This window comes from Opitutia bacterium (genome assembly GCA_016217545.1).
GTDB lineage: Bacteria > Verrucomicrobiota > Verrucomicrobiia > Opitutales > Opitutaceae > Didemnitutus.
Window position 1 is genome coordinate 900,701 of the sequence record JACRHT010000012.1, and the last position, 23,192, is coordinate 923,892.

Below are 23,192 nucleotides of genomic sequence, written 5' to 3' on the forward strand. Positions count from 1 at the left end.
TGGCTTACTTCAGTCCAAGGAACTGCCGGATGTGCTCCTGAATCGCCTCGCCCTGCTCCGGCGTGTAGACGTGCGCGAGCTCGAGCGTGAGGCCGAGCGTTTTGGGCGCGCGGATGAGGTTGTAGGCGGCGTAGATCGAGGTCGGCGTGCAGACGTCGTCGTTGTAACCCCACGTGTAGTAGCCGGGGACTTTGATGCGTTTGGCGAAGTTCACGCCGTCGTAGTAGGAGGTCGTGGCGATCTTTGCGGGCGTCGCGTGCGGCGCCGGATCGGGGAAGTGCCATTGGCGGAACGGCCACGGCCAGCCCGAGGCGCGACCATGCAAGTCGCCGGTGAGGTCGCAGCCGGCCGGATGCGTGACCGCAATCGCCGTGACGCGCGAGTCGAGCGCGCCCGCGACGAGCGAGAGCCAGCCGCCCTGACTGCCGCCGGCGACGACGAGACGTTTGCCGTCCCAGTTGCCGCGCGAGGCGAGAAAATCGTTCGCGCGCAGCACACCGAGGAACACGCGGCGGTAGTAATAGGCTTCCTTGTCGTCGAAGTTGAAGAAGCAGTAGTCGTTCAACGCGCCGGCGCCGAGCTGGTCGTAGACTTCCTGCGGCAGGTTGACCGGGATGCCGTGGATGCCGATCTCGAGTGTGATCGCGCCCTCGGCGGCGGTGCCTTTGTCGCCGGCATACGGCCGCACGCCGGCGCCGGGGACGCGGAGGAGCGCGGGATATTTGCCCGGTTGCTTCGGCTCGCAATAGATGCCGTAGATGCGGCCCTTGATCGCGTTCCAGTCGGGGCTGACGACACGGAAGCTGACGTGATAGACGTTCACCTTGTCGGTGCATTGGTCCGGCAGGAGCGTGAGTTTGGCCTCCATCGGAACCTTCGCGAGATCCTCGCGGCCCTTTTGCCAGAACGCGTCGAAGTCGGCGGGCTCGGTCTGCGTCGGCGCGATTTTTTCGGGCGCGAACGCGGCGGTGGCGACGCCTTTCACTTCGCGGCCGGCGACCTTGGCGGTGACGATGCAGCGGAGGAAGCCCGGCTCCTTGAGCGTGCCGCCGTCGATCACGAGTCCGTCGAGCGGCACGATGGCGCTCTTCGTTTCCGTGGGACGCAGTTCCTGGCCCGCTTGGTAGGTGACGGCGACATTCTCGATCGGCTCGTTGTCGGCGACGACGCTGACGCGGAACTTCGCCGACTCGCCGAGCTGATAGGTCCAGTCGCGATGGTCGGGCGCGACGCGCACCTGGACGGTGGCGATGCGCAGCTGGGCCTGCGGCGGGACGGGCGTGATGGCGGAGTTGGCGGACAAGTCGCCGGCGGAGACGTTCATGGCGGCAAGGACGAGTGCGCTCGCGAACAGGAAACGAGGCGTGTGCATGGGGTGAAGAGTGGGGGAGACGACAGTTTAGGGCAAAGTGCGCGGCGGGGGAATGAGGTCGTTTGTTGCGGGATTGAGAGGTGGAGCACGTTGACCTCAACGCGCTCGGACGTCGCGCCGGCGGCGGGAGCCCTTGAACGCGTTGGGGTCAACGCGTTCCACCGTGCTCAAACCCGGCCGCGCCGCGCCTCGAGCTGGCGGCGGATGTCGAGCATCACGTCCTGCGTGAGCGGAAATTTCGCCAGCGCCACCAAGGCGAGCAGCAGGCCGGCGATCGGAATCGTCGCGAGCAGGAAGCGCATCATGAACAGCGCGTGCTCGGTCTGGTTGCCGCCGAGGGCGACGTCGAAGCCGGTGCCGGCGAGGATGAAGCCCGCCGCGCCCGCGCCGAGCGCCATGCCGCACTTCATGATCCACGAGGCGGCGGACGAGAACACGCCTTCACGGCGCTGGCCGGTTTGCAGTTCGTCGTAGTCGATCACGTCCGCGAGCATCGAGCCGTCGAGCGTCCAGAAGCCGGCGCCGGTGAACGCGATGAAGCCCGACGCCAGCGGCTGCAGCCACGGATGCGCCGGGTCGTAGAACCACCACGTCGCCACGAACACGCCGATCGCGGTCAGCATCACCGCGCGCATGCCGTGGCGTTTGCCGAGTCGGTGCGCGATCGCCGTGAAGGTCGGAATGCCCGCGAAGCCGAGCAGCATGCCCGAGACGCCCATCCAAAAATTCCAGCCCGCGCCCGCCGCAAGGTCGCCGCGGCAGACGTAGTAGACGGTGTCGTAGTAACCCAGCGTGCCGACCATGCTCAGGCCCATGCCGTAGGCGAGGCGCATGCCGATGAGCAGCAGGAACGGCCGGCACGATGCCGTCTGTTTCACCGACGTGATGAGCGACGTGCGCTCCTGTTTGCCCGCGACGAGCTTGTCGTAGTAGCGCTCGCGCACCGTGAGGAACAACACGACGCCGGCCACGACCATCAGCGCGCCGAGGATCATGCAGTAAACCTGCGCGGCGAGAACGATGTTGGGGTGCGAACCCGCCGGTGCGGGCGCCCACGCGGCGGTGCTGTGCAAAAGCGAGAGGACGCGCTCGCCGGCGTTGGTGGAGGTGGCGCCGACCCAGAGCGCGAGCGTGGTGAACTGCGCGGCGAAAAACAGGCCGAGTTCCGGCAGCTTCTGCACGGCGTATTTGTAGGACTGCACGCTCGTGCGCTCGTGGTAGTCCGGCGTCAGCTCGGACCCGAGGCTGACATACGGCATGTAGAAGCAGCTCATCACGGGGATGTAGAGCGCCGACGAGATCACCATGAACCAGAAGTAACTCATCTGGCTCCAACCCGGGTGCACCCAGAACAAGAGCGGCAGGCAAACGCCCGCGATGATCGAGCCGACGAGCATGAACGGCCGACGCCGCCCCCAGCGCGTGCGCGTGTTGTCCGACCACCAGCCGAACAGCGGATCCGAGAACGCGTCGAACACGCGGTTCAGCATGATCGCCGTGCTCACGAGTGCCGGCGAGACCCCGAGCCCGATGTTGAAGACCTGGTTGACCAGCGTCGGGTAGAGCCAGTGGCCCCACATATCGAGGACGGTGCCGAGGCCGTAGCCGAGCTTCTGCGGCACGGGCACGCGATCTTCCAGAGCGGTGACATGCGGGGCGGGGGAACTCATGGGAGATTTCTTCAGCGTGCGTTGATCGTGACTTCGGCGGACGCGAGTCCGACGGCGTGGGCGGTGAGCTTGATCGGGCCGACGTGGCGCGGGGCTTGAACGATGACCTGCGCGTAGCCGCTGAACAGGCTGCGCGCGCTCGCGGCGTCGGGCTCATGGCAACTCGGGTCGCCGTTGCCGACGCCGAGGACGCGTCCGCCCTCGACGGAGAATTCGACGAAGTTCGCCGCCGTCGGCACGTGCCGCCCGTGCGCATCCACGGCCGAGACAGCGAACACGGACACGTCCGTGCCGTCGGCGCGGAGCTCCGTGCGGTCCGGCGTGAGCACGAGTCGCGCGGGAGCGCCGGTGGTTTCGACGCGCGTGGTCTGCACGATCGCGCCGCCGCGGTAGCCGCGCGCTTCAAGCACACCCGGTTGGTAGGTGACTGGCCACTCGAGGTGGCCGTTGCGCGGCATTTCCTTTTTTCCGAGCGAGGCACCGTTGAGGAACAGCTCGACGGCTTCGTGGTTGCTGTAGCACGTGACCTTCAGCTCCTGACCGATGCGGTCGGGCCAATTCCAGTGCGGTGCGACGTGCAACACAGGGCGGTCGGTCCACCACGATTGCAGATAATAGAAGCTGTCCTTCGGAAAACCGCAGGTGTCGAGAATGCCGAACTGCGAGCTGATCGCCGGGAAGCTGAACGGCGTCGATTCGCCGCGGTAGTCGAAGCCCGTCCAGAAAAACAGGCCGGCGAGGAACGGACGCGCCGCGTAGTATTGCCAGCCGATCTCGCAATTGCCGCCGCTGTCACCCTTCGCGAGCGGTGCCATGTGTCCGCGCGGCTTGTCGTCGAAATAGATGCCGCGCGTGCCCTGCGTCGTGGTCTCCTCGGTGCCGACGCCGGGTTGTTGCGGGAACTTCTTGTGCTGCTCGTCGGGGTTCGATTGCGCGATGTAGTTGTAGCCGACGACGCCGGTGGTCGTGGAGCTGCCGCCCCAGCCGCCGCTGATGGCGACGGTCGAGCGTCGCGTGGGATCGAGGCGGCGCGCGAGCGCTTGCATCGTCGCGGTGAGGCGCGCGCCGAGGATGTTGCCCTCGATGCGCCACTCCTCGTTGCCGACGGACCACAGGATGATGCTCGGGTGATTGCGGTCGCGGCGGATCATCGCTTCGAGGCGGCCCAGTTGGTCGGGGCTCGCGCCCATGAGGCGGTTCTCGTCGATCACGAGGAAGCCGAGGCGGTCGCATGCGTCGAGAAACGCGGGGCTTGGCGGCTCATGCGAGGTGCGGATGGCGTTGCAGCCGAATTCGCGCAGGCGGCGCAGACGGAACTCGATCAACGCGTCCGGCACCGCGACACCGACGCCGGCGTGATCCTGGTGGAGATTCACGCCTTTGAGCGTGACGCGTTGGCCGTTGAGAAAGAAGCCGCGGTCCGGATCGAAGCGCACCGAGCGGATGCCGAACGGCGTCTCGTAACGGTCGACTTCCACGCCCGCGGCGTCGCGCACGATCGTGATCAAGCGGTGCATCACTGGCGTCTCGATCGACCAGAGCTGAGGCTGCGCGACGTTCATCGTGGCGACGATTTCCTGCTGCTTGCCCGCGTCGATGGTTGCGGGGGCGCCGAGGAACGTCGCAGCGGTGCTGCCATCCGGACGCAGGATGGTTTGCTCGAGCTGAAAAGCGGCCGCGGCGGGGCCGTCGTTCGCGAGCGTGGCGCGCGCGGTGACGACGGCGGCGGACTGGTTGGCGCTGAGCTCCGTTGAAACGAACGTGCTCCAGTGTCCGACGTGGAGCGGAGCGGTTTTCGTCAACCAGACGTGGCGGTGGATGCCCGCGCCCTCGTAATACCAACCTTCCTCGAGCGTGACGTCCACGCGCACGGCCACGACATTCTCGCCGCCGTAGTTCAGGTAGTCGGTGAGGTCGTAGCGAAAGCTCGTCGACCCGCTCGGCTGGCGACCGAGGAAAAAGCCGTTCACGAACACCTGCGAATCGCGGTGCACGCCGTCGAATTCCAGTGCGATGCGCCGCCCGAGGTCGCTCTCCGGCACGCGGAAGGTTTTGCGATACCAGCCGACGCTGCGCTCGGGGAAATTGCGGCCGATCGCCTTGTAGCCGTGGCTGTGACTGCCCTTGGCATCGAACGGCGCCTCGACCGCCCAATCGTGGGGGAGATCAAGTTCGCGCCACGCGCTGGCGTCGAACTTCGGGTCGGCGGGACCGTCGCCGTAGCCGGCTTTCGCGAGATGGGAGAAGTAGCCGGTGCCGTGGTTGAAATCCTTCGTCGCGTCCGAGGGATGGCCGAACGCGAAGCGCCAGCTCGCGTCGAAATTCAATCGCTCGCGTGCCGGTGCGGCGGTCAAACTCGTCGCACACAACACGGCGAAGAGCACTGGGAGAATCAGTCGCTTCATGGGGAAGGAGGAGCTTGCGGCGCGCCGCGGGGTGGGCGACGACCGTGGGCGATGGTCCGAAAAACCGCAAGTTTTTCGTTAAATCAGGCTTTTCTCGACGTTCATTTCGCGCAGACTCCCCGTTTTAGTTCGCCTGTCGTCCCGCTCAACGCATGCCCTCAACGCTCCCTTCATCGTCCTTTCCTCAACGCTTCGTCTGGGGCGTGGCCACCGCCGCGCCGCAGATCGAGGGCGCCGCTCGAGAGGACGGCAAGGGCGAGTCGATCTGGGATCGCTTCGCGCGCCAGCCGGGGAAAATCCACGGCGGCGACACGCTCGATGTCGCGTGCGATCACTACCACCGTTACGCGGAAGACTTCGCGCTGATGCGCTCGCTTGGCATCCGCCACTACCGCCTCTCGCTCGCGTGGCCCCGGATTTTCCCGCAAGGCGACGGCGCGGTGAATCAGGCGGGCATCGACTACTACCGTCGGCTCTTCGCTTCGATGGCGGAGCACGGCATCACGCCGTGGGTGACGCTGTTTCACTGGGACCTGCCACAGGCGCTCGAGGACCGGGGCGGCTGGGTGAATCGGGTGACGGTCGAGGCGTTCGCGCGTTACGCGGACACCGTCGTGCAGGCCTTCGGTGACGTGGTGAAAAACTGGATCACGCTGAACGAGATTCGCTGCTTCACCACGCTGGGCTACGGTTTCGGCGGCAAGGCGCCCGGCCGCAAAGTCACGGCGCAGGAACTCAACCAAACCTATCACCACGCGATCCTCTGCCACGGCCACGCGGTGCGCGCGGTGCGGCAGTTCGGCGGGCCCGGGGCACGCGTCGGCCTCACGGACAACAGCGACATCTGCATGCCGGCGACGGAGACCGAGGCCGACATCGCGGCGGCGCGCACGTGGTTCAGCTGGCGCAACGACTTCCTCCTCGGCGCGATCTACCGCGGCGGCTACTCGCCGGAATACCTCGCGCGCTGCGGCGCGGCGGCGCCGGTGGTGCACGACGGCGATTTTGCGCTGATCAGCGCGCCGACGGATTTTCTCGGCCTCAACCTCTACACCGGCACGTTCGTGCGCGCCGGGCGCGACGGCAAAGTCGAGGAGCTGCCGTTGCCCGCGCATTATCCCAAGGCCGACAGCCCGTGGCTGCACTGGGCGCCGCAGGTGATGTATTGGGGCACGCGTCTGGCGTTCGAGACCTACGGCGCACGACCGATCTACATCACGGAAAATGGCTGCGGCTACAACGAGGAGCCCGTCGTGAACGGCGAAGTATTCGACCTGCACCGCCGCGACTTCCTGCGCGCGCACCTGCGCGAACTCGAGCGCGCGATCCGCGACGGCGTGCCGGTCGCCGGCTATTTCCTCTGGTCGTTCATGGACAACTTCGAGTGGGAAGACGGCTACGAGCGGCGCTTCGGCATCGTGCATGTCGACTACGCGACCCAGAAGCGCACGCCGAAGTTCTCCGCGCGCTACTACGCCGAGATCGTCGCGCGCAACGCGATCGTGTGACGCTCGCGCTACGGTTTGGCCGGTAGCGGATCGCCGACCAGAATGCCGCGCCCGCTCGTGCCGAGGTAGACGCGGCCGTGCACGCGGGCGTCGCCCGTGAGACAGCGCAGCCAGCCGAGGCGCAGGCGCGCGTCGCTGATCCGCACCCAGCTCTCGCCGCCGTCATCGCTGCGGAAGAATGCTTCTTCGCCGCGCACCTTGCCGTCGAGAAACACCGCCGGATTGGTCCGCCCGGGCGCGGACGCCCCGAAGCCGACTTGGCGGGCGCTCTCCACTCCGGGCAGTGCGCGAAAGGATTTCCCGCCGTCGCTCGAAACGAGCAACGCTTCGGCCGTGGGCAGCCAGAGGTGGCCTTCGGCACCGGGTTCCGCGCGGAGCTTGCCGCCCTCGGTGGGGAGCGACTTCACCTTCGCGAAGCTCTCGCCGCCATCGGCGCTGGCGTGCAGTTCCCCGGCGATCGGGTCGTAGATGTAGAAGCGGCGCGGGTTCACCGGATCGGCGATCGGGCCGTAGGTTTGCCACTCGGTGGTGGCGACGAGATCGGCGCGGCTCTCCGTCCAAGTGCGGCCTTCGTCGGTGGAGTAGAACGGCTTCGCGCCCTTGGGGAGCCAGACGAGACGCTGTCCGTCGGCGGAGAGGGCGGCGATGCCGGGGCCGAATTTGGCGGCGGCTTCGGGCGTGCCGGCGAAGTTTTCCCAAGTCGTGCCTCCGTCGCGCGAGAGTGCGCCGCGCGCCGGGCCCCAGTGCGTCCGCACGACCAGCGCGGGTTTGAGCGAGGCGAACGCGATGCTCGGATTGCCGCCGTGAAACGGCTGGAACACGCCGCTCTTCGGCGACACCGCAAGGTCGTCGTGGCGGAAGCCGCCGAGATCGCCGATGGCGCTCAGCAGCGGCGCGCCTTCGGGCGGACTGACGAGTTCGTCGATGACGGTTTCCTCGAGGCCTTTGTTGGGGAAGAGCCACGTGATGGTCTTGCCGGCGGCGACGTCGGCGTTGGCCTGATCGGTCGCCCACACGCCGTAGCCGGTGACGAACCACAGGCGTTCCGGATGCGCGGGATCGACGGCGACGTCGCTGATCCAGTGCGGCTTGAAGTCCTTCACGTAAGGCGTGCCGGCCCGGTTCCACTGCGAGTGGGCGAGCAGCGCCGTCCACGTCGCACCGCCGTCCGTGCTGCGAAAAATCTCATCGCCCTTGGACCAGCGATCGAGAGTCGAGACATAGATCGTGCCGGGTCGCGACGGGTCGAGCGTGAGCCCCGCGTAACCGAAGCCGCTCTTCGCGGCTGCATCGGGATGTTCGGGCGTGATGTCGGTCCACGCGTCGGTCGCGGGGTCGAGTTTCCAGACGGCGCCGTGCGTGACATTGTTCGGTCCCGGACCGTCGCCGCATGCGAGGTAGAGCCTCCCGCGCGCATCGAGGGCGGCGTGATGCACGAGCAGTCCTGCGGGTTGTCCGGGCACGGGGCTCCAGGATTTGCCGGCATCGGTCGAGCGGTAGAGGACGGGGCGCTGCGGATCGGCGGCACCGGCGTAGATCGTGTTGGTGGGTTTGCCGCTCTCGCCGGCGCGCGGATCGAAGAGCACGAACGTGACGCCCGGCGCGGGAAAGCGACCGACGCGCGACCAGGTGCGTCCGGCATCGTGGCTGCGCCACAGTCCATCGTGATTGGTGCCGAGGAGGAGATGGGAGCCATCGTGCGGATCGACCTGCAAGCGCTCCCCCATGCCGCGGCCGTCCTGGTTGCCGCCGAGCTTGAGCGGCAAGTCGACGGCTTCCCACGATTGCCCGCCGTCGCTGGAGCGGAGCACCGCGGCGTTGCGCGCCCACTCGGAGAAATACGCGCCGCAGGCGAGGTAGACGTTCCGCGCGTCGCGCGGATCGATGGCGAGACTGAGCACGCCGTAGAGATCGCCGTTGGCGCGATCGATGCCGTCGTTCAGCGGCTGCCAGGCGCGGCGCGCGGCGTCCCAGCGGTAGGCACCGCCGACGTCGGTGCGTGCGAAGAGCACGTCCGGCGCGCTCGGGTGAAACACGAGCCCGGTCACGTAGCCGCCGCCGCGGATCGCGACATTGCGCCATGCGTAGGGCTCGGCGGCGGATGTTGCCGCGAGCATCGGTGAAGCAACTAAGGAGAGAAGAAACGACGCGCTCAGTAGCGCGCAGCACGAGCGGAGACGGACCGGCCAGTTCATGGGGGAGGGGAGCAGCGGGGCGGCGATTGAGAGGAAGAATCGGGTTGCGTTGCAAGATTTAACGCTACATCACGATATTCCGCCCCTGGAATCCCATGAAGTTCACCGATGGCGCCTGGTTGCTGCAGCCGGGCGTGCAAGCCCACTATCCCGCCGAAGCGCACACCGTGACCCGTGAAGGCGATTCGCTGGTCATCCACGCGGCGACGCGTCCGATCCGCCATCGCGGCGACACCTTGCAGGGGCCGCTGCTGACGATCCGGTTGAGTTCACCGCTCGAAAATGTCGTGCGCGTGCGCATCGAACACTTCACGGGCGGACTCGATCGCGGTCCGCGTCTGCCGCTGCTCGCAGAAAATGCCGCCGACGTGCGCATCACGAGCGACGAGCAGGGGGCTGCGCTCACCAGCGGCGCGCTCACCGCGCGGGTCGAACGCCAGGGCGGTTGGGCGCTGAGTTTTCTCGATGGGCAACGCGTGATCACCCGCAGTGGCTGGCGTGGCTCGGCCTACATGCAGTGCGCCGACGGAAAGAATCACGTTGTCGAAAGCCTCGGGCTCGGCGTCGGCGAAAACGTCTACGGTCTCGGCGAGCGTTTCACGAGCTTCGTGAAGAACGGCCAGACGGTGGAGATCGCCAACAAGGATGGCGGCACCGGCAGCGAGCAGGCCTACAAGAATGTCCCGTTCTATCTTACGAACCGCGGCTATGGCGTGCTCGTGAACGAGTGTGGGCATGTCTCGTTCGAGATCGCCTCGGAAAAAGTCTCGCGCGTGCAGTTTTCGATTCCGGGCGAGAGCCTCGAGTATTTCGTGATCCTCGGCCCCGATCCGAAGGATGTGCTGCGCCGTCTCGCCGCGCTGACCGGCCGGCCCGCGTTGCCGCCGCCATGGTCGTTCGGCCTGTGGCTTTCGACGTCGTTCACCACGAACTACGACGAGGAGACCGTCACGAGCTTCATCGACGGGATGAAGGAGCGCGACCTGCCGCTCCACGTTTTCCACTTCGATTGCTTTTGGATGCGCGAGTTCGACTGGTGCAGCTTCGAGTGGGATCCGCGCGTGTTTCCCGATCCGGCGGGACTGCTGCAGCGGCTCCACGCACGCGGCCTCCGCGTGAGCGCGTGGATCAACTCCTACGTCGCGCAGCGCTCGCCGCTCTTCGCGGAAGGCGCGGCGAAAGGCTATTTCCTCAAGCGCACTGACGGCTCCGTCTGGCAGACCGATCTCTGGCAACCCGGCATGGCGATCGTGGATTTCACGAATCCCGCCGCCGCCGAGTGGTTCGCCGGCCATATCACGCGACTGCTGCGCATGGGCGTCGACGCCATCAAGACCGACTTCGGCGAGCGCATCCCGACGGAGGGCGTCGTCTACCACGACGGCTCCGATCCGGTGAAGATGCACAACTTCTACCCGATTCTCTACAACGAATGCGTCTTCCGCGCGGTCGAGGCTGCGCGCGGCCGCGGTGACGCGGTGCTCTTTGCGCGCTCGAGTTACGCGACCGGCCAGCGCTTCCCCGTGCACTGGGGCGGCGACTGCTGGTCGACGATGGAGTCGATGGCCGAGTCGCTGCGCGGCGGACTCTCGCTCAGCCTGTGCGGCTTCGGTTTTTGGAGCCACGACATCGGCGGCTTCGAGGGCACGGCGCCCGCCTACATCTACAAACGCTGGGCGGCGTTCGGCCTGCTCTCGTCCCACAGCCGCCTGCACGGCAGCGGCAGCTACCGCGTGCCCTGGGTCTACGACGACGAGGCGTGCGACGTGGTGCGTTTCTTCACCAAGTTGAAGTGCCGCCTCATGCCTTGTCTGTGGAGCGCCGCGCTCGAGGCGCACCGCGAAGGCGTGCCGACGATGCGCGCGATGCTGCTCGAGTTTCCCGGCGACCCGGCCTGCGACACGCTCGATCGCCAATACCTGCTCGGCCCGTCGCTGCTCGTCGCGCCGGTCTTCACCGAGGACGGCACAGTCGACTACTACCTGCCGGCCGGCCGTTGGACGCATGTGCTCACGGGCGAAGTCCTCGAAGGCGGGCGCTGGCACCACGCGCGACACGGTTTCCTTAGCCTGCCGCTCTTCGCTCGGCCCGGCAGCCTCATTGCGTTCGGCGCCCGGGATGACCGGCCCGACTACGATTTCGCCGAGGGGGTCAACCTTCGCGTTTACGAACTCGCCGATGGTGCCGTCGCAACGTGCGAACTCTTCGATGCGCGCGGCGAATCCCGCGCTCGCGCGCAAGCTCGCCGCAGCGGTTCGCAGATCGAGGTGAAATGGTTGGGCGCCCCGCCCGCTCGTTGGTCCGCCCAGATTGCGAATGGTCCCGCGGTCGCCGCTGCCACAGGTGGCGACGTGGTGTTTCTCACCCTCGCATGACGCCGATGCGCGCGCACGCAGCGGCTTGCACCGGAGCACATCAACCGTGAGATTGTCCGCCTAACCATGCCGCGCCCCGCGAAGAAGAAGACCAAGCCTGTGCGCGCCGCCACGCTTGCCGATGTCGGTCGCGTTGCCGGCGTGTCCGCCATGGCCGCATCCGCGGTGCTCAATGGCGCGCGCACGTCGTCACGCATCTCGCCGGAAACGCGGGAGCGCATCCTCGCCGCCGCGAGCAAGCTCGCCTACCGCCCCAACGCCGCCGCCCGCGCGCTCGCCAACCGCCGCATGGACACCATCGGCGTCGCTGCGGTCATCACCGACGGCGAGCTCAACCACTACTTCCTCGAGGTGTTCAATGGGATCCTCGAGGCTGCGGCGCGTCACGACCAGAATACGACCGTCTTTTCGCTGCACGATTGGCAGAAGGATCCGGAACGGCTGCACCGCTTCTGCGACGGCCGCATCGACGGACTCATCCTGCTCGCGCCGACGTTTCACGAAGACCACGTGCCGTTGCCGACGCACACGCCGTTCGTCTCGATCCACGCTAACATTCCCTTGCCGGGCGTTCTGAACGTCGAGAGCGACGAGGAGCGCGGTGCCTACGAAATCACGCGCCGCCTGCTCGTGCAGGGCCACCGCCGCATTCTGCACCTGGCCGGCCCGGAGGACCTGATCGGGCCCCAGCGCCGCGTCAGCGGCTACACACGCGCGCTCGCCGCGTTGCGCCAGCCTTTCGACCCCGCGTTGGTCGTGCCGTCGGGCTTCAATACCCATGAGGGTGCCGCGGCGCTCCGCGCTTGGCTGCGCCAGCACGCGGGCGCGCCGCTGCCGGAGGCGATTTTCTGTGTGAATGACGGCGTCGCCATCGGCTGCATCGAGGTGCTGGCCGAGTGCGGTTTTCGCGTGCCGGAGGATGTTTCCGTCGCGGGCTTCGACGACTCGCTCGCCGCCCGCATGTGCGTCCCGCAACTGACAACCGTTCGCCAGCCACTCCGCGCCATGGGCGCGCGCGCCGTCGACGTTTTGCTCAACCGCATCACCCGGCCTGACACCATCGCCGGGTCCACCGACAAGCCCATCGTCTTCCCGGTTGAACTCGTCACGCGCGCTTCGGTCGGTGCGCCGGCTTCCGAGCCGAAGCTCATCCCGGTGCTTCGCTGACAAGCTTCTCGGTCAGCGCTTGGCGGTGTGGCGCGGTTTTTCGATTGTCCACAAACCGTGGGCGATGCCGAACTCCGCGACCGCCAGCACGAAGAAGCCCGGATACATCGATTTCCGGCTCGGCCACCAAACGGTTTTCAAGCGATCCAGCGTGAGCGTCATGCTTCCGCCGCGTTCCCGGACGAACACCAAGAACTCATCGCGCAGCACCTCGTCGTCCCGCAACGCTTGCAGCACGGGCGCCAACCGGCGCTCGAGGTAGGCGCGTTCCGCTTCGGTGATGGCCCTCACTTTCGGCATGACCGCAGGTTGCGGCGCCGCGGTTGTAAATTCAAGGCGCAATTTAATTAAGCATTATCGAGATACAATAAAGCAGTGTAGTTTTAAACCAGTTTGCGTTGTCGCCCGCCCGGCGGCGGTCATGCTGGGCGGCGTCGAACCCGTTCCCACCATGAATACACTCCTGATCGTTCTCGCGTCCGCCGGCCTGCTGGCGGTCCTTCTCCTCGCCACCTACCGGCTGTGGCTGCGCCTCTTCGGCGTGGTCATCGTGCCGAACAACGGCGTGGGCATCGTGACCAAGAAATTCGGCCTCAGCGGCGCCAGCTCGCGTCTGCCCGATGGCCGCATCATCGCGCTCAATGCCGAGGCCGGCATCCAAGCCGACACGCTCGCGCCGGGCCTGCATTGCTGGCTCTGGCCGTGGCAATACACCGTGGACATCGTGCCGTTCGTCACCGTGCCCGAGGGCAAGCTCGGCGTGGTCGAGGCGCGGGACGGCGAGCCGCTTTCCGGCGGCCGCGTGCTTGGCCGCAAGGTCGATTGCGATTCCTTCCAGGACGCGCGCGCCTTCCTCCAGAAGGGCGGCCAGCGCGGCCCGCAGATCGCGATCATTCCGCCCGGCACTTACCGTATCAACACGGCGCTCTTCACCGTGGGCGACGCGTCGGTGCTCGAAATCAAGGAGAACCGCGTCGGCATCGTGACGACCAAGGAAGGCCGCAGCCTTCCGCAAGGTGAGATCGCGGGTCGGACCATCGATGGCCATAACTCCTTCCAGGACGGCGAAACCTTCGTCACCGCTGGCGGCTTCAAGGGCTTACAGGAACAAGTGCTCCTCGCGGGCCGCTACTTCATCAATCCCGCCTTCGCCACCGTCGAGACCGTCGACATGACCGAAGTGCCGATCGCTCACGCCGGCGTCGTCATCGCCTACGTGGGCGAGGCCGGCCGCGACGTCACGGGCGAGTCGTTCAAGCACGGCAACCTCGTTGAGAAGGGCAAGAAGGGTGTCTGGGCCGAGCCGCTCGACCCGGGTCGCTACGCGATCAACCCGCGCACGCACCGCGTCGAAAACGTTCCGACGGCCAACGTCGTCCTCAACTGGGCCACGGGAAAAACCGAATCGCACCGCCTCGACGAGAAGCTCTCGACGATCACCGTGCGCTCCTCCGACGGCTTCAAGTTCAACCTCGATGTCTCGCAGATCATCCACATCCCGCGCAACGACGCGCCCAAGGTCATCGCGCGCTTCGGCAACATGGTGAACCTCGTCACGCAGGTCCTCGAGCCGACCATCGGCAACTACTTCCGCAACGCGGCGCAGAGTTCCGACGTGATCGAGTTCCTCAAGGCCCGCTCGGAAAAGCAGGCCGACGCGCGCAAACAGATCAGCGCCGCGCTCGAGCACTACAACGTCGGCGCCGTCGACACGCTCATCGGCGACATCGTTCCGCCCGAGGATCTCATGAAAACCCTCACGGACCGCAAAATCGCCGAGCAGGAGCGCGTCACCTACGAGACGCAGCGCCAGGCCGAGGTCGTGCGCAAGGAACTCGAGCAAGCCAAGGCCGTTGCCGCCACGCAGGCCAAGGTTGTCGACTCCGAGCGCTCGGTCGCCATCGCCGAGTTCGCCGCGCAGGCCTCCATCCGCAAAGCCGAGGGTGAGGCCAAGGCGCGCACTGCGATCGCCGAGGCCGATTCCGCGGTCATCAAGCTCGTCGGCGCCGCCGAAGCCGAAAAGACCCAGAAGATCGGTTTGGCCGAGGCCGCCGTCATCAAGCAGAAGGCCGAGGCCACGAGCCGCGAGAGCTTCGTCGCGATCGAAGTCGCTCGCGCCCTCGCCAGCAGCGGCCAGAAACTCGTGCCCGACATCGTCGCCGGCGCGGGCAGCGGCAGCGGTGCCAGCAACATCGTCGAGCTTCTCGCCGCGCAGCTCCTGCGCGACAAGCTCGTGAACCCCGCGACTGCGGCAAAGAACTGAGCGCCCGCTCGTCGTTTCGAGAACTCAACGCCGGACCGTTTGGTCCGGCGTTTTTATTTCCCCCCGTAAGTGAGTCCTTTCGTAAGTGCGGCGCGTGACCCGCGGATCGCGTCCGAGCGGGGATGCCGCGCCGTGCGGCGTCCTCTTCGTCGTGCCGTTCGCTGCGGGCACGATGCGTTTCACTGCGCGCCTGCGGGAGTGGTCGCGTCGGCGTTCTCAACTCGCCGCGGCTTTGCCTGAAACGGTTCCGCGCGAATGGCGCCGCCTTCGGTGGCCCGCGCGTCCCAACACATGAACACCAACCAAACCTCCCTCCCTCGGGGCGGATGGCGTGCGCGCATCTGGCGCACTCCGTTGCTCCTGGGTGCCGTGCTGCTGCCGGCGCTCGCCTTCGGTCAGAATTCCACCGCGGCAAAATCCGACCCGGAATCCGAGCCCGTGAAGCTCGACGCATTTGTGACAACCGGCACGCGCATCGGCACGGCGGCGAGCCAGAGCGACATGCCGGTGACGGTCGTGTCGCGTGCGCAGTTCGAGCACACCTCGTTCGTCGAGGTTGCCGACCTGCTCAAGACGCTCCCGGCCTTCACCGGCGCGGGCAACCTCAACGACTCCTCGACCAACGGTGGCGACGGCAGCCGCTACGTCGACCTGCGCGGCCTCGGCTCGCAATACACGCTCGTCCTTCTCAACGGCCGGCGCCTCGCCTACAGCGGCGTCCAAAACATCGTGAACGTGAACCAGATTCCCGTCACCGCCGTCGAGCGGGTGGAGGTCCTCGCCAGCGGCGCCTCCGCCGTCTACGGCACCGACGCCATCGGCGGCGTGATCAACGTCATCACGCGCAAGATGAACGGCGGCGAGCTCAGCGCCTACTACGGCGACACCGACCACCAGACCGCGCTCTCGCGTCGCCAGTTCGCGCTCTCGTGGGGCGGCTCCGAAGGGCGGATCGATTTCGTCGTCGGCGCCCAATACTACAAGCAGAACGGCATCTACAGTTCCGACTTCGACTGGAGCCGCCAGCCCGGCACGACCGGCAACAACTTTCCCTACACCATGACGTATCCGAACAGCCTGTTCACGCCGGGCGCGACCGGCTCGTCGTCCTACGTCGTGAAATGGAAGCCGGGCGAGGGCGGCCCGCGCGACGCGACGTCGATCGCGGATTTCCGTCCCTACAACGGCACGCTGCCGAACCTCGCCAACCCCGACGCAGGCGGCGACATGTTCCCGTTCTTCCTCTTCACGCCGCTCATCCGCCCCGAGGAGCGGTGGAACGTGTCGGCCTTCACGAATTTTCATCTCAACGACGACACCACGTTCTACGCGGACGTGATGTATAACTACTCGTATTCCTACAACCAGCTCGCGCCGGCCGCGCAGCCCATGCGCAACACCATCGTCATCCCGGCGACGAACTACTGGAATCAGCGCATCTTCGGCGCGTCCGCGGTGCCGATCACCACCGGCGGCTGGCGCCTTCTCGGCCTCGGCACGCGCATCGACACGAACGAAGTCACCTCCGGTTGGTTCAACTTCGGTGTGAAGGGCAAAATCCGCGACTGGCGCTACGAGCTGAGCAACACCTTCACGCAGGAAAACCGCCAGGACCTCAACGGCAACGGCGGCTCGATCACCGTGCTCAACCAGCTCCTCGCGCTCACCACGCCCGATGCGTTCAATCCCTTCACGAGCAATCCCGCCACCAACGCCGCCTACTGGGGCCGGATTCGCCGCGACGCCTACACCAACGTCCGCAGCCGCATGATGAACACCGAACTCTCGGTCCACGGCCCGCTCTTCGCGGTGCCAGCCGGCGAGGCTCAAGGCGCGCTCACGGTGAATTACCAGAACCAGTCCGCCTACTCGCGTCCCGACGCCCAGGCGCTCGAAGGCTCCGCCGGCTGGAACCGCGTCGGCGAAGCCACCGAAGGCAGCCGCCGCATCTACGGCGCCGCCGCCGAACTCCAGGCGCCGCTCACCAAGGAAGTTTCCCTCCGCGTCGCCGGCCGCTGGGACCACTACAGCGATTTCGGCAACGCGCGCGTGTGGCAGGCCGCCGCCCGCTACCAGCCGGCCAAGGAACTCGTGCTGCGCGCCTCCTTCGGCAAGGGCTACATCGCCCCCTCGATCCTCCAGCTCTACGAGGGCGAGCAGGAAACCAATCCGACGCTCTACGATCCCACCACGAAGAACTCCGATGGCACGTGGGGCTCCGCCCGCCAGATCGGCATGAGCCGCATCGGTAATCGCGCGCTCAAGTCCGAACAGGCCAACTCCTACAACGCCGGCTTCGCCTGGTCGCCGCCGGAAATCCGCGGCCTCACCGTCTCGGTCGACTACTACCGCATCGAGCAGAAGGACGTCATCGCCAGCGCCGAGTCCACCGCGACGCGGCTCATCGACGAGTTCTGGAGCTCCCTCGGCGCGACCGACGCCGCGCGCGACGCTGCGGCCCGCATTCCCGCGCGCCGCGATGCCGCGATTGCCGCCATCGCCGCGCGCACCGGCATCGTGCTCGAATACAGCGATGTCGGCGGCGATGCCGGACTCGGCGGCATCGACTTCATCAACCGCGCCTACCGCTCGAACCTCAGCCTCAACACCACCGAGGGCGTCGACGTGAACCTCAACTACGTCCGCAGCCTCCAGGATTGGGGCAACCTCACGCTCGATTGGAACAACTCCTTCATGTTCCACTCCCGGCAACGCTCCTTCGCCGGCGCCCCCGACGAGGAATTCGCCGGTTCGTATTCCGCCGCGGCCGAGGGCGGCTGGCCGAAGTTCCGCTCGCGCTTCTCGCCCACGTGGACCTTCAAGGCCCTGCAAGTCACCGCCGCGGTCAACTACCTGTCCGGGCTCAAGCTCGACGACTTCGACTCCAGCTACGACCGCGACGCGCTGCCGTCGTGGACGACCTACGACGCGCAGATCAGCTACCAGCTGCCGTGGTTCCACACCACCGTCGCGATCGGCTGCGAGAACATCGGCAACAAGCCGCCCCAACAGACCAGCCTCGCCACGAACAACGACACGCCCGCCGGCCTCTACGATGTGAAAGGCCGCTACTACTACGCGCGTCTCACCACGCGATTCTGAGCGCGCGCTCGGCGCCGGTTCCTGCTCCGCGGTCCGCCTGAAACGGCGGGCCGCTTTTTTGCGCCGCCCCGCGCCCGGCGGACCACGGACCACGGACCGCGGCCGCGCGCCGCGTGCGGTTCGCTGCACGGCCGCCGCGGTTGGCTGCGTCGATTTCCGCGCCGGTCGCAGTGCGTTTTCCAACCGCCCGCGCTTGCGCGACAACGGCGCATCCTCGGCGGACGGCGCGCTCCGGCGCGCGTCCGCCCTCTCGCACACCACCACACCATGAACCAACCCCGATCCGTCATTCGCGGAGCGGCGCCGCGCCTGCTTGCCAGCGCGCTCGCGCTCTCCTTCGTCTCGGCCTTCGCCCAGACCTCGTCCACCGACGAGCCCGAAAAGAAAGACAACACCGTGAAAATGGAGGCGTTCTCCGTCACCGGTTCGCGCATCAAGCGCATCGACGACGAGACGCCGCAACCGGTCGTCCGCCTCACCGAAGCCGATTTCAAGGCGACCGGTTTTAGCACGCTCGGCGACGCCCTCCGCGCGATGCCAGCCGCGTCCGGCTCCTCGCTCAACCCGATCGCCAGCGGCACGAGCTTCACGCCCGGCGTGAACTCCTTCAACCTCCGCGGCCTCGGCAACAACAACACGCTCGTGCTCATCAACGGCCGCCGCGCGGCGCCGTTCGCCTCCGCGGGCTTTAACGGCTTCCAATCCGTCTTCGACTTCAACTCGATCCCGGCGTCCGCGCTCGAATCGCTCGAGGTTCTCAAGGATGGCGCCTCCGCCATCTACGGTTCCGACGCCGTCGCCGGCGTGGTGAACATCAAGCTCAAGAAGAACTACACCGGCTTCGCCACCGAGCTCTCCTTCGGCAACACCTTCGGCACCGATTCGAACGAACGCTCCGGCTTCCTCATGTTCGGCACCCATCACGACAAGACGTCCGTGATGATGACGTTCGACATCCAGCGCCGCGCGTCGCTTTACGCGCGCGATCTGAGCTACGCGCGCTCGGCCGACGGCTCCACGCTCGGCGGCCTCGACCAGCGCAGCACCTCGACGCCCATCGCCGGCGTGCGCGGTTTGACCGGTTTGCCGCAATTTCCCAACGGCCGCGCCACGTTCCTGACGCCGCAGACCAATCCCACGCTCGCCAACGCCGTCAACGCCACGCCGCTCTACGACTTCAACGAAGATCAGCAGTGGACGCCGGAGACGTTCTCCTACGGTTTCTACAGCCGCGGCTCCTACGACTTCAGCGACGCGCTCTCGGCCTTCGCGGAGGTTTCGTTCCGCCGCAGCCGCACCGGCATCGACAGCGCGCCCGTGCCGTATGTCGCGCTGCAGGAATTGGGCGATGCGCCTTCGGGCCTCGGCATGATGCCGGCGAACAATCCCTACAATCCGTTCGGCCAACCCATCTTCGACCTGCGCTGGCGCATGCGCGACCTGGGCAATCGCCTGCAGGACGTGATCGCTGACTCGCCGCGCATGGTCTTCGGCCTCGAGGGCAAGATCCCCGGCGGCGATTGGACGTGGGAAGGCGCGCTGAATTACTCGAAGAACACCGTGACGACGCTCTCGACCACGACCTCCGACCGGCTCGTGCAGAACGCGCTCAACGGCGTGACGATCGACGGCGTCCTGAAATACGCGAATCCCTTCGGGCCGAACGATCCCGCGGTCATCAAATACCTCCGCATCGTGAACCCGAACTACGATGAGTTCGAGGTGCGCGGCGCCGATTTCAGCGCCTCGGGTCCGCTCTTCAACCTGCCCGCCGGCGCGGTGGAAATGGCGGGCGGTTTGGAGATGCGCACCGAGCGCATGAAGAACATCGGCACGGCGCTCAATCGCGAGTCCCAGATCGTCGGCGGCAGCACCGGCAGCGACACCTACGGCGACCGCCGGCTCTACTCCGCCTACGCGGAACTCAACCTGCCCGTGCTGAAGAACAGCCCGGCCGGTTCACTCGAGATGCAGCTCGCCGGCCGCTTCGAGAGCTACAGCGATTTCGGCGAGACGACGAAACCGAAGGCCGCGCTCGTCTGGCGGCCGGTCCCCGAAGTCCTCGTCCGCGGTTCCTACGGCGAGTCGTTCCTCGCGCCGAACCTCGCGTTTCTCTACACGACACAAAGCGTCAGCTTCACCTCCAACACGCTCGCCGATCCGCTGCGGCCCAACGACCCGCGGGTCCAGATCCGGCAATTCGGCGGCGGCAATCCCAACCTCCAGCCCGAGAACACCAAGGTCTATTACCTCGGCGTCGTCGTCCAACCGTTCGCGCGCAGCAAGGACAGTCCGCTGCGCGAACTCTCGTTCAGCGCGGACTACTACAAGTTCAACCAGTCCGACCTGATCAACCGACCCAGCGCGAGCACGATTCTGACGAATCCCGGCATCTTCGGACACCTCATCCTCCGCAATCCTCCCGTCGCCGGCGAGACGGTCGGCACCATCAGTGGCGTCGTCACCACCTGGCAGAACATCAGCCGCGGCGAATACGAGGGCTACGATTTCAACGTCCGCTGGGTCTCGCCCAAATACCATTGGGGCAAACTGCGCGTCGATCTCTCGGCCACCTACCTGGACAACTACGAGCAGTCCGACACCCTCGGCAACCTGCTCGACGGCGACGCCGATTACCTGTTCCCCCTCCTGCGCGGCAACGCCACGCTGGCGTGGAGCAAGGGCGACTGGGCGGCTTCGCTCTTCGTCAACTACGTCGGGCCCTACACCACCATCGGTTCCGGCATCGCCGGCCTGCCCGACGTGAAGCGGCAGGTCACGCTGAATCCCCAGATTTCCTACCGCGGATTCATGAACTGCAACCTCACGCTCGGCGTCCGCAACGCCCTGAACTCCAACCCGCCGCTCGATCTCTCCAGCACCTCGCTGGTCAATACCAACGGCGTCAATAGCACGGAGCCGGCCTTCTGGTATTTCCGCATCGGGCGCGAATTCTGACCGCCCGCGGCCTGAATTCCGTTCCCCCGGCGCGCCCCGCAAGGGCGCGCCTTTTTTTGCGGCGACGCCCGACGCGTCAGCCGAGCCGTTCCTTCAGCCGCTGCCGGTGGTTGCGGCTGGCGCGGACCTGCGTGCCGTCGTTCAGCTCCACGACCCAGTCGCCCGACGTGCGCGCGCGGATGCGCGTCACGTAGTCGAGGTTCACGATCGTCGACTTGTGGATGCGCACGAAATTCCCCGCCAGTTGCGCGGCGAGGCTCGTGAGCGTGCGGCGCACGAGCACGGAGCCCTTCGGCAGGTGCACGCGCGCGTAATCGCTCTGCCCTTCGATCCAGCGGATCTCCTGCGGATTCAACAGCAGCCGGTCGTGCCCGGTCTTGAGCAGGAACGGCGCGGGCGGCACCGGCTTGGCCGCCGCGGCAGGGGCTGTGTTCGCCGCCGGCCCGGCGCCGAACCGCGCGATCAACGCATCAATCTCCTGGGCCACCGTCGCGAGATCCGGCGCCGTCGCCTGCGACTTCGCGCGCGCAAGGCTCTGGAGGAAGCGGTCGTCGGTGAACGGCTTCAACAGGTAGTCGATCGCGAGGAGCTCGAAGGCGCGCACGGCGAACTCGTCGTAGGCGGTCGCGAAGATCACGCTCGGCCGATCGCGCGGCAGGATGCGGTCGAGCACGGAAATGCCGGACAGGCCCGGCATGCGGATGTCGAGGTAGACGAGCTGGGGTTTCAGCTCCTGCAGCGCCTTGAGCGCGCTCCAGCCGTCGCCGCACTCGCCGACGATCTCGATCTGCGGATCGGTCGCGAGCAGGCGACGCACGGTTTTCCGGGCCAGCGGTTCGTCATCGACGATGAGAGTGGTGATGCGCGATGGGGCGTTCATGGTTTGTCCTCGGCGGTGCGGAAGGGCAGGCGCACCTCCACGTGCGCGCCGCGTTCGACGTCGATGTCCAGCGTGAGGGCATGGTCGGCGCCGTGGAGCCGGGCGAGGCGCTGGCGCAGATTCGGGAGACCGATGCCCGAGTGTCCCTCGAACAGGTCCGCCTCGGCGCGCGCCTCCGGGACGTCGTTTTCCACCCGCACGACGAGCCACCGGCCGTCGCGCCGGGCGCTGATCGCGATGCGGCCGGGTGCAAGCCGGCGGGCGATGCCGTGCTTCGCGGCGTTTTCCACCAGCGGCTGCAGCAGCAGGCACGGAGCAAGCGCGGCCTCCGCCGCCGGGTCCACGTCGAAGACCACGGTCAGGCGATCGCCGAAGCGCAGGCGTTCCAAGTCCAGGTAGTCGGCGACGAAGGCGAGTTCGTCGCGCAGCGGCCCCTCGCGATCGGTGACGTTGCCCATCAGGCGGCGCTGCAGGCGGCTGAGTTTGACGATGGCCTCGACCGCCGCGGCGTTCTCGCCGCCGCGCACGAGCTCGGCGATGGCGTTGAGGGCGTTGTGCAGGAAGTGCGGGTGCATCTGCTGCCGCAGCGCCCCGAGCTGGGCCTCCACGAGGTGCGTCTCCATCTGCGCCCGCTCGATCGATTCGTGCTGGCGCGCGCGCTGGAGATCGAGCGTGTAGCCGACGCCGAGCACCAACCAGTAGATGACGAAGTCCGCCAGCGTGCGCACCGCGAAGCTGTCGAGCAGGACATCGATGCCGAAATACTCCAGCGGCAGCCCGAGGTGCAGGTGCAGGCACCAGAGCCGCACGATGTAGATCCACATCATGAACGCCGTGGCAAACGCCGCGTGGATCGCGAGCCCGGGCAGGAAGCCCCAGCCCGCGAACGGCACGCGCCGACGTAGTTCGAAGACCACCGGCGTGAGCGGGATCCACAGCAGCGCGCGAGCGACCTGCGTGAAGAACATCCAACCCGGCATCTCGCGCAGCGCGACAGTGTCGAGCGGGAAGTAGACCTCGAGGTAGAGCAGTCCGCTCAGCAGCAATCCGACAATGCTCCAGACGAGCGCGAGCTGGAGCCACGGCGTGCGGTGCGGCGGAGAGTCCACGCGCGAACCACGCCGTGGCCCGACACGCGACTCAAGCGTTTATTCGTTCGTGCATCGGGGTGCGACCTGCGTGCGCCGGAGCCCGGGACGACTCGTCGCAGAAAACCATCCGTTCGCTGCGTCCGGGGCCGGAGTGGAAGTGCCGTCGTTGCGGCCATGCCAGTTCGGGAAAAATTTTCGCGAACCCG

Annotated in this window: 13 protein-coding genes; 6 read left to right on the forward strand and 7 right to left on the reverse strand. The window is 66.8% G+C overall.

Annotated elements, in window-relative coordinates:
- Positions 1–4: 4 nt before the first annotated feature.
- The 3 genes from HZA32_10810 to HZA32_10820 form a co-directional block, all read right to left on the reverse strand.
- Positions 5–1,372: an acetylxylan esterase gene (locus HZA32_10810; GenBank protein MBI5424563.1), complete on the reverse strand. Its 1,368-nt coding sequence runs from the start codon at positions 1,370–1,372 to the stop codon at positions 5–7.
- 167 nt (positions 1,373–1,539) lie between these two features.
- Positions 1,540–3,042, reverse strand: coding sequence for an MFS transporter (locus HZA32_10815; protein MBI5424564.1), 1,503 nt, complete (start codon positions 3,040–3,042; stop codon positions 1,540–1,542).
- An 11-nt stretch (positions 3,043–3,053) separates the two neighbouring features.
- Positions 3,054–5,447 (reverse strand): glycoside hydrolase family 2 protein, encoded by a 2,394-nt coding sequence (locus HZA32_10820; protein MBI5424565.1) that lies wholly within the window; start codon positions 5,445–5,447, stop codon positions 3,054–3,056.
- Between the two features lie 152 nt (positions 5,448–5,599).
- Between HZA32_10820 and HZA32_10825 the strand changes: the two genes are divergently transcribed.
- A complete protein-coding gene (locus HZA32_10825) occupies positions 5,600–6,955 on the forward strand; it encodes a beta-glucosidase (protein MBI5424566.1) in 1,356 nt (451 codons plus the stop codon).
- 8 nt (positions 6,956–6,963) lie between these two features.
- Here the strand turns inward: HZA32_10825 and HZA32_10830 are convergent, their stop codons facing one another.
- Complete coding sequence (locus HZA32_10830) at positions 6,964–9,072, reverse strand: hypothetical protein (protein ID MBI5424567.1); 2,109 nt, start codon at positions 9,070–9,072, stop codon at positions 6,964–6,966.
- Positions 9,073–9,245: 173 nt separating this feature from the next.
- Between HZA32_10830 and yicI the strand changes: the two genes are divergently transcribed.
- Together yicI and HZA32_10840 are read left to right on the forward strand one after the other, a co-directional pair.
- A complete protein-coding gene (gene yicI, locus HZA32_10835) occupies positions 9,246–11,525 on the forward strand; it encodes an alpha-xylosidase (protein ID MBI5424568.1) in 2,280 nt (759 codons plus the stop codon).
- A 66-nt stretch (positions 11,526–11,591) separates the two neighbouring features.
- Entirely contained in the window at positions 11,592–12,692 is a 1,101-nt protein-coding gene (locus HZA32_10840; protein ID MBI5424569.1) for a LacI family DNA-binding transcriptional regulator, read from the forward strand.
- Positions 12,693–12,704: 12 nt separating this feature from the next.
- On the opposite strand, the gene HZA32_10845 is transcribed toward HZA32_10840, so the two are convergent.
- A complete protein-coding gene (locus HZA32_10845) occupies positions 12,705–12,992 on the reverse strand; it encodes a hypothetical protein (protein ID MBI5424570.1) in 288 nt (95 codons plus the stop codon).
- Between the two features lie 151 nt (positions 12,993–13,143).
- On the opposite strand from HZA32_10845, the gene HZA32_10850 reads away from it, so the two are divergent.
- The 3 genes from HZA32_10850 (at position 13,144) to HZA32_10860 (ending at position 21,015) form a co-directional block, all read left to right on the forward strand.
- Positions 13,144–14,955 carry a hypothetical protein gene (locus tag HZA32_10850; GenBank protein ID MBI5424571.1) on the forward strand — a complete coding sequence of 604 codons (1,812 nt, stop codon included), beginning with the start codon at positions 13,144–13,146 and terminating at the stop codon, positions 14,953–14,955.
- A 291-nt stretch (positions 14,956–15,246) separates the two neighbouring features.
- Positions 15,247–18,057, forward strand: coding sequence for a TonB-dependent receptor (locus HZA32_10855; GenBank protein ID MBI5424572.1), 2,811 nt, complete (start codon positions 15,247–15,249; stop codon positions 18,055–18,057).
- Between the two features lie 267 nt (positions 18,058–18,324).
- Positions 18,325–21,015: a TonB-dependent receptor gene (locus tag HZA32_10860; GenBank protein MBI5424573.1), complete on the forward strand. Its 2,691-nt coding sequence runs from the start codon at positions 18,325–18,327 to the stop codon at positions 21,013–21,015.
- 76 nt (positions 21,016–21,091) lie between these two features.
- Here HZA32_10860 and HZA32_10865 read toward each other — a convergent pair whose 3' ends face one another.
- Together HZA32_10865 and HZA32_10870 are read right to left on the reverse strand one after the other, a co-directional pair.
- The gene (locus HZA32_10865) at positions 21,092–21,895 is read right to left on the reverse strand and encodes a LytTR family transcriptional regulator DNA-binding domain-containing protein (GenBank protein MBI5424574.1); all 804 of its coding nucleotides are present in this window, start codon (positions 21,893–21,895) and stop codon (positions 21,092–21,094) included.
- Complete coding sequence (locus tag HZA32_10870; GenBank protein MBI5424575.1) at positions 21,892–23,004, reverse strand: histidine kinase; 1,113 nt, start codon at positions 23,002–23,004, stop codon at positions 21,892–21,894. Before HZA32_10870 ends, HZA32_10865 begins: the two co-directional genes overlap by 4 nt.
- Positions 23,005–23,192 lie beyond the last annotated feature (188 nt).

Coding starts and splice junctions, on each gene's coding strand:
- HZA32_10825 (MBI5424566.1), top strand. CDS start 5,600: ATGCCCTCAACGCTCCCTTCATCGTCCTTTCCTCAACGCTTCGTCTGG.
- HZA32_10840 (MBI5424569.1), top strand. CDS start 11,592: ATGCCGCGCCCCGCGAAGAAGAAGACCAAGCCTGTGCGCGCCGCCACG.
- HZA32_10820 (MBI5424565.1), bottom strand. CDS start 5,447: ATGAAGCGACTGATTCTCCCAGTGCTCTTCGCCGTGTTGTGTGCGACG.
- HZA32_10850 (MBI5424571.1), top strand. CDS start 13,144: ATGAATACACTCCTGATCGTTCTCGCGTCCGCCGGCCTGCTGGCGGTC.
- HZA32_10830 (MBI5424567.1), bottom strand. CDS start 9,072: ATGCTCGCGGCAACATCCGCCGCCGAGCCCTACGCATGGCGCAATGTC.
- HZA32_10810 (MBI5424563.1), bottom strand. CDS start 1,372: ATGCACACGCCTCGTTTCCTGTTCGCGAGCGCACTCGTCCTTGCCGCC.
- HZA32_10865 (MBI5424574.1), bottom strand. CDS start 21,895: ATGAACGCCCCATCGCGCATCACCACTCTCATCGTCGATGACGAACCG.
- HZA32_10860 (MBI5424573.1), top strand. CDS start 18,325: ATGAACCAACCCCGATCCGTCATTCGCGGAGCGGCGCCGCGCCTGCTT.
- yicI (MBI5424568.1), top strand. CDS start 9,246: ATGAAGTTCACCGATGGCGCCTGGTTGCTGCAGCCGGGCGTGCAAGCC.
- HZA32_10855 (MBI5424572.1), top strand. CDS start 15,247: ATGAACACCAACCAAACCTCCCTCCCTCGGGGCGGATGGCGTGCGCGC.
- HZA32_10815 (MBI5424564.1), bottom strand. CDS start 3,042: ATGAGTTCCCCCGCCCCGCATGTCACCGCTCTGGAAGATCGCGTGCCC.
- HZA32_10845 (MBI5424570.1), bottom strand. CDS start 12,992: ATGCCGAAAGTGAGGGCCATCACCGAAGCGGAACGCGCCTACCTCGAG.